We start from the raw sequence: 7,199 nt of genomic DNA, 5'->3' as shown, positions 1-7,199 counted from the left end.
GAGAGGTGCAGTGCGCAGCATGCAACGTTGGAGTGCAGTTGGTCCTAGCGCGAAGCTAACCATAAGAAGCAACTGCGCGTTCACGACGCACGGTTGATCAGGCGCTTCAGCGACTTGCTCCGGAGTTTATCGTGTTTGAGCGTACACTGGCCGACGAAGCCAACGAGTGCCGCACCTGGGCCGAAGAGTTCCAAGGCACTCCGGAGCAGCCGTTTTTCCAACGCTTAGCGGATGAGTTCGACAGGCTGGCTTTCATCCGGCTTGAGCCCGGCTCCTATTCAGCCGACGATGCCTCCTATTACGCTCGAAGGGCGGCCCAAGAGATGCTCGCCGGGCGCAAGGCTCACCATCCGAAAGCTCGTGCGGCCCACTTGGCTATCGCCGCACATTACCGCCGGGTCTCGCTGTCCATCTCCGGGAATCTTGAGTGCGGCTCCAACACCCACCTGGCTGCCGCGTCCTACTCGTAAATCGATGCTCCCCGCAGTCAGTGAAATCACGATCCTACGGTAGACACAGAGCAGAGCAGCGGTATTCGCGATAGGATACGTTACACGCGAAAGATCCGCGACAATCCGAAGCACCGCGTCGCCACGCAACTACGGACCAATAAGCTCCGTAATTGATAGCTACTCAGGTGATGACGATGTCGCGGAGCTCATAACAGGCTTTCTGGCGGCCGACGCAACCGGATACTTGCCACTATCGCGGCGGCGGTACCTACAAAGAGCTGCTCAATCGTGAGCTTCAGTCGGCGTCTCCAGTTCGGCCGCTCTACTGTAGTTCCCGGCACGTTCACGGCGCGCTCCTCAAGAGCGAGTTCCTCCGCCTGAACCATAACTAGCGCGCTGTTGCCGGCTGCCAGCGCCGAATGCACTTCGACGGTAATTGTTGCAAGATCGTCGGCTTGCCCATCGTTGTGAGCAGTTGTTGCGAGCAGCGCCTCCTTCTCGCTCGCCCGGACGGAGTCGGCGGCCGCACGGTCTCTGAGCAGGCCCAGGTCTTCCCGCTCCCGGATGTCGGCGCCGCTCCACCACCCTGCGAACGTCGGAAGATCGTGGCTCGTCAGACAGGCAAGTGACAGTCGCGGGTAGTCGAACGGGCTGACAAAGGCGGCATCGCCCTTCTTCTCGAGCAGCATGACCCGGTAAGTCAGGATGTCGGCCGCGATCAGCGCGTCACCGAAACCCTCCGGAACGGTGCCGAGCGCCTCGGCGACGACCATGCACCGAGCCCGAACGCTTGCCAGCAAGGTTTCGCCGAGCATGTCTCTGAACGGGTAGGAGACGTAAGCGCCGTCCTTCCCTTCCGCGCCTTGCGGAACCCAGAACAGGCGGGACATCGCCATCGCATGGTCGATCCGCAGCGCGCCGGCATGCTTCATGTTGGCGGTTAGCAGCTCGACGTAGGGATCGTAGCCCGCCGTCCTCAGCGCATGCGGATCAAAGGGAGGAAGGTTCCAGACCTGTCCCTCGGGACCAATCGGATCGGGGGGCGCGCCGATCGAGACATCGGAGGCGAGCAGCGACTGCCAGGCCCATGCTTCCGCGCCGTCGGGTGCCGCGCCAACCGCCTGGTCCCGGTATAGCCCGACGTCCATGTCCGCCATCAATCCGGCAGCCCCGGCGAGCTGTTCGTCGCAGAGCTGCTGCAGGTAGGCGTGGAAGCGGACTTCGCTCTCATGCTCCACGGCGAAGCCGCGCACCGCGGCATTGGCAGGGTCGCGGAACTCGGCCGGCCATTGCTGCCAGGGCGCTCCCCCGAAGTGACGGCTCAGCGCGCAGAAGGTTGCATAGGTCAGGCAGGCGGGGGATATTTCTGGCCCCGGGTTCTCGCGGGCGAACCGTTGCAGCAGCGCGGCTTGCTTGACGCGCCATACCTCGGGATAATTGAGCAGCTCTCCCTCCGACGAGACTGCGGAGGAGCCGACGTCGAGATAGATCGGATCGACGAAGCGGCGGTCGGAGGGGGAATAAGGGCTGCATCGTTCCCGCCCTTCCCCGAACAGAGCGTGAAGGGGATTGATCCCGACCGCGTGGGCGCCGGCCGCAGCGCTTTCCTTCGCCAGCTCGGCCAGCGTGGTGAAGTCGCCGATGCCCCCGTCCCCGTCGCGGCTCAGCGAGTAGAGCTGAGCGGCGATGCCGAACAGGCGTTGGCCGGACCGAATGCTTTGCGGCAGCCAGGCGCGATGGGGAGCGATGGTCAGGCGGCACGGCGCATCCGGCGCATCCTCGCGTAGGAGCCGGTACCGGCCTGGAACCAGCTGGTCGCCGGCAACCCGCTCGCCGTCGTCCGCCTCGATGCGGAGCGGCCCTGACACGGGCAGCAGCTCTCCCTCGCGCAGGACGAGCACGGGGGGCAACGGGCGGCGCTCGTAGAGCTCGGACAGGCGATCGAGCGAGTTCCGGGCTTCCCCTTCCGACTCGGCCGTAAGGTGCATGGCACGGAGAAGGTGGCGGGTGGTGTCCTCGCCGACTTCGTGCCGGATGCCATCGACGCTCCACCATACGGGCTGCACGCCCGCCTTGTCTGCGAGGCGGCGGAGCGTCGATGAACTGACCGGTCGGTTCGGGCCGGTCTGCACATCTTCGGCAAGCAGAAGAACGCAGCGCGCGGGAACGTCCACCGTGGCCGCGACGGTTCGGCCGGCATCGTCCGATGCGCTTTCCACAAGGATCCGCCACTTGCCCTTCGGCAGCTGAAACCGGCGGGGCTCGAGGCCGCGATGGACGAGCAGCGCAAGACGACCGCTCTCGCCTTCGAACACCATCGCCAGCGAGCCACCTTCCGGCGCTTCCCAATCGGCGGCCGTCATGGGCTCGGCCGCCGGTGTCAGCCAGGACACGTCTCCGTCCTGGAGCACGCGATCTTCGCGGAGCAGCGGATGAGTGCGTCGGATGGCCATCAGCCGCGACGTGAAATCCAGCAGCGTACCGTCCGCTCGATCCCAGTTGAGCCAGCTCAGGTCATTGTCCTGCGCGTAGCAATTGTTGTTGCCGCGCTGGCTGTGACCGAGCTCCGCACCCATTGAGAGCATCGGCGTGCCGCGCGACAGCAGCAGGGTGGCAAGCAATGCGCGTTGGTCCCGAGCTCGATCCGCCCGGATCGTTGGCTCGTCGGTGTCCCCTTCACGCCCGCAGTTCCAGCTGAAGTTCTCGGCGCTGCCGTCGCGATTCTCCTCGCCGTTGGCCTCGTTGCGGCGCTGCTCATGACCGACCAGGTCGGCAAGCGAGAAACCGTCGTGCGCTGTGATGAAGTTGACACTACGAGAGGGCGGGCGGCAGCGTCCAAAAAGGTCGGCCGAGCCGGCGAGCCGCGATGCGAGTGCCCCGAGCCGGTGCGGATCGCCGCGCCAGAACCGGCGGACATCATCGCGGGACCGGTCATTCCATTCGCCCCACAGCGATGGAAACCTGCCGAGCTGATACCCTCCGGGGCCGATGTCCCACGGCTCGGCAATCAGCTTGAGCGCGCGGAGCTCGGGATCCTGGTCGATCGCGGCGATGAGCGGCGCGGACTGATCGAAGCCGTTGTCGCGCCGCCCCAGGCAAGTCGCCAGGTCGAAGCGAAAGCCGTGCACCCCCGCTTCGCGCACCCAAGTGCGGAGGGCATCCATTGCCAGCCGGACCACCGGCGGCCGGTCAAGCGCAAGCGTGTTCCCGCAGCCGCTGTCGTCGATGTACCGGCGGGGGTCGTTCGGCCGCAGCCGGTAGTAGGAGGCGTTGTCGAGCCCGCGTAGCGACAAGGTCGGCCCGAGCGCGTCGCCCTCCCCGCTGTGGTTGAGGACCACGTCGACGATCGTCTCGATACCAGCCTCGGCCAGCGCGGCGACCGTGCTCCGGATTTCCGCCCACCCGCCGGGCGCAAGCCGCGGCTCCGGGGCGATCAAAGCGACAGGGTTGTAGCCCCAATAGTTGGACAGGCCGAGGCCGGCGAGATGCCGCTCCTCGATCCAGGCCGCTGGGGGGAGGACTTCGACGCTGGTCACGCCCAGCTTCGTCAGATGCTCGATCGCGGCCGGTTGGCCCAAGCCCGCAAAGGTGCCGCGAACCGCCTCGGGCACGGCGGGGTGAAGCTTGGTGAAGCCTTTGACGTGCAGTTCGTAGAGGATCGTCTCGCCCCAGGGCACAAGGCTCCGGTGCGTCGCGGTGCCGGCCGGTGCGATCACGATCGCCTTGGGCATGACCGGCGCGCTGTCGGTAGCGTCGAAGCCGAGGTCGTCTCCTCCCGGCGGGTAGCCGAACATGGCTTCGTGCAGCCGGAACGGGCGGTCTAGGAGCCTAGCAAGGGGGTCGAGGAGCAGCTTGGCCGAGTTGAACCGGTGCCCCTCGCCCGGCGCGAACGGGCCATGGGCGCGCAGACCGTAACGCGCCCCCTCCCCGATCCCGTCGATCCAGCCGTGGAACACGTCCCCGGTCCGCTCCGGCAGGCGTACTCGCTCCAGCTCCCGATCGCCGCGCTCGTCGAACAGACACAGGTCGACCGCCGTGGCATGCGCGGAAAAGACCGCAACATTGACGCCGCTGCCCACCACGGCGACGCCGAGCGGCTCGGGCGAGCCTTGACCGACGCGGCGGCTCACAGCAGCTCCCGGTAGAGCGCCGCATAGGCTTGCGCCGGGCCGCGCCAGGACACGTCCGTGGCCATGCCGTTCAACTGGAGCTGCCGCCAGACAGCTTGGTCCTGGTAGAGCGACACCGCGCGGCGTATCGAGGCTTCTAGCAGCGCTTCGTTCACGGGGGAGAAGAGAAGGCCCGTTGCAACTCCGCCCGACAGCGCGACCGGGCTTGCATCGATAATCGTGTCGGCAAGCCCGCCGACGCGCGCGGCCACCGGAATCGCGCCGTAGCGCAATGCGCAAAGTTGAGTCAGGCCGCACGGCTCAAAGCGCGATGGCACCAGCAGCGCGTCGCAGCCACCCTGGATCAAGTGGGCCAGCGCTTCGTCGAAGCCGATCATGCACCCGATCCGTCCGGGATGCTCGGCTGCCGCGCGGCGGAATGCTTCCTCTAATTCGGGATCGCCAGCCCCGAGCAAGGCCAGTTGGGCACCCCCTTCTAGCAACACCGGCAGGGCGGCAAGCAGCAGATCGAGACCCTTCTGCCATCCCAGACGGGAAATGACCCCGAACAACGGCGCCCGCGGCTCCTCGGCGAGCCCCAGCCGCACCTGCAGCGCGGCCTTGTTGCCGGAGCGCGCGTCGAGGCTCGCGGCGTCGTATCGCGCGGGCAGCAGGCTGTCCGTGGCGGGGTTCCAGACCGAAGTATCGATGCCATTGAGGATGCCGCGAAGCACGTCAGCGCGGCCACGCAGCAGCCCATCGAAGCCCATACCGAACTCGCCCGTGCAGATTTCCGCGGCATAGGTCGGGGATACGGTGGTGATCCGGTCCGCGAGCCGGAGGCCGGCCTTCAGATAGCCGATCTGACCGTGATACTCGATCCCGTCCACCGTCAAGGCGCTCGCCGGTAGGCCGAGGCGGGTCAACAGCCTGGCCGGAAAGTTGCCTTGGAACGCGAGGTTGTGGACCGTGAAGACGGTTCGGGGACTCCGCCCCTCCATGTGCGCGAGATAGGCTGGAACCAGGCCCGCCTGCCAATCGTGGCAATGGAGCACGGATGGGTGAAAGCTAGGGAGGAGTCCGCGTCCAAGCTCAGCCCCCACCTGCCCAAGCGCGGCGAAGCGCAGGGCATTGTCGGGCCAATCGTTTCCTTCGGCATTCAGATACGGATTGCCGGGGCGGCCATAGAGGTGCGGCGCATCGAGGACGAACAGGTCGAGATTCTTCGCCCGGGCAGCAACAAGCCGCGCTTGGCCGCCGAACAGGTCATCGAAAACGTGCAACACCTCGGCCGGCTTCGCCGCCGCGGTCACCGCCGGGTAGCCGGGGACAAGGGTGCGCACCGCAAAGCCTTCCTTGGCGAGCGCACCGGGCAGCGCGCCGGCGACGTCCGCCAGGCCGCCGGTCTTAATGAGCGGATAGACTTCAGACGCGATCGACAGGACCGTCGAGCGCTTCATGCCTCCAGCCGGTCGATCATCGGTTTGGTGATGAGGCAGACACCCTCTTCCGTGCGGCGGAAGCGGGCGGCATCCCCTTCTGGGTCCTCGCCCACGACCAATCCTTCGGGGATGCGAACTCCGCGATCCACGATAGTATTGGTGAGGCGAGCATGGCGGCCGATCTCGACCCGCGGCAGGATCACCGCCCGGTTCACCTCGGCAAAGGAGTTCACCCGCACGCCGGTGAAGAGCAGGCTGTTGGCAAGGCGCCCGCCCGAGACGATGCAGTCGCCGGACACCAGGGATGTCACCGCTTCGCCCCGGCGCCCACCGCTATCGTGGACGAACTTCGCCGGCGCGGTCATCTCGCTGTAAGTCCAGATCGGCCAATCATGATCGTATAAATCGAGGTCGGGCGTAATGGTCGTAAGGTCGATATTGGCCTGAAAATAGGCATCCAGGGTGCCGACATCGCGCCAGTAGCAGGGCGCTTCGCCGCGGGAACGCAGGCATGACCGGCTGAACTGGTGCGCGTAGGCCTTGCCGCCCTTCACCAGCTTGGGGATGATGTCCTTGCCGAAGTCGTGGCTGGACGCGGGGATGGCAGCGTCCTCGCGAAGCACATCGTACATGAACTTTGCCTTGAACACGTAGATGCCCATGCTGGCCAGCGCCACGTCCGGCTTTCCTGGCACGGCAGGCGGATCCGCCGGTTTCTCGATGAAATCGATGATCCGGTCGTTCTCGTCGATGTGCATGACGCCGAACTCGGCCGCCTCCGCCCGCGGCACTTCGATGCAGCCGACCGAAACGTCAGCGCCGTGATCGACATGCTCGGCGAGCATGATCTCGTAATCCATTTTGTAGATATGGTCGCCGGCCAGGATGACCATGTACTCTGGCGCGTAACTCTTGATGATATCGATGTTCTGGTAAACCGCGTCAGCGGTTCCAAGATACCAGAGATCTTCAGCCACGCGCTGGCTTGCGGGCAGAATATCGAAGCTCTCGTTGCGCTCGGTACGGAAAAAGGACCAGCCGCGCTGCAAGTGCCGTATGAGGCTATGCGCCTTGTACTGAGTGGCAACGGCGATGCGGCGAATGCCGGAATTGAGCGCATTAGAGAGTGCGAAATCTACGATACGGGTCTTGCCACCGAAGAAGACCGCGGGCTTGGCGCGAGTATCGGTTAACTC

General features: G+C 65.6%; 4 protein-coding genes. 1 reads left to right on the top strand and 3 read right to left on the bottom strand.

Annotated features, from left to right (window positions below; translation table 11 throughout):
* The first annotated feature begins 131 nt into the window (after positions 1-131).
* Complete coding sequence (locus tag QZX62_RS08785) at positions 132-470, top strand: hypothetical protein (protein ID WP_294173718.1); 339 nt, start codon at positions 132-134, stop codon at positions 468-470.
* A gap of 188 nt (positions 471-658) precedes the next feature.
* Here QZX62_RS08785 and glgX read toward each other — a convergent pair whose 3' ends face one another.
* The 3 genes from glgX to glgC form a co-directional block, all read right to left on the bottom strand.
* Complete coding sequence (gene glgX, locus QZX62_RS08780) at positions 659-4,582, bottom strand: glycogen debranching protein GlgX (protein WP_294173717.1); 3,924 nt, start codon at positions 4,580-4,582, stop codon at positions 659-661.
* Complete coding sequence (glgA, locus tag QZX62_RS08775; RefSeq protein WP_294173716.1) at positions 4,579-6,021, bottom strand: glycogen synthase GlgA; 1,443 nt, start codon at positions 6,019-6,021, stop codon at positions 4,579-4,581. Before glgA ends, glgX begins: the two co-directional genes overlap by 4 nt.
* Positions 6,018-7,199: glucose-1-phosphate adenylyltransferase (gene glgC, locus QZX62_RS08770; RefSeq protein WP_294173715.1), on the bottom strand; the 1,182-nt coding region annotated here is incomplete at its 5' end. The genes glgC and glgA, both read right to left, overlap by 4 nt.

Source organism: uncultured Sphingomonas sp. (genome assembly GCF_902806265.1).
GTDB lineage: Bacteria > Pseudomonadota > Alphaproteobacteria > Sphingomonadales > Sphingomonadaceae > Sphingomicrobium.
Note: the sequence above shows the minus strand (reverse complement) of the source record. Positions and strands in the feature narration are given on the sequence as shown.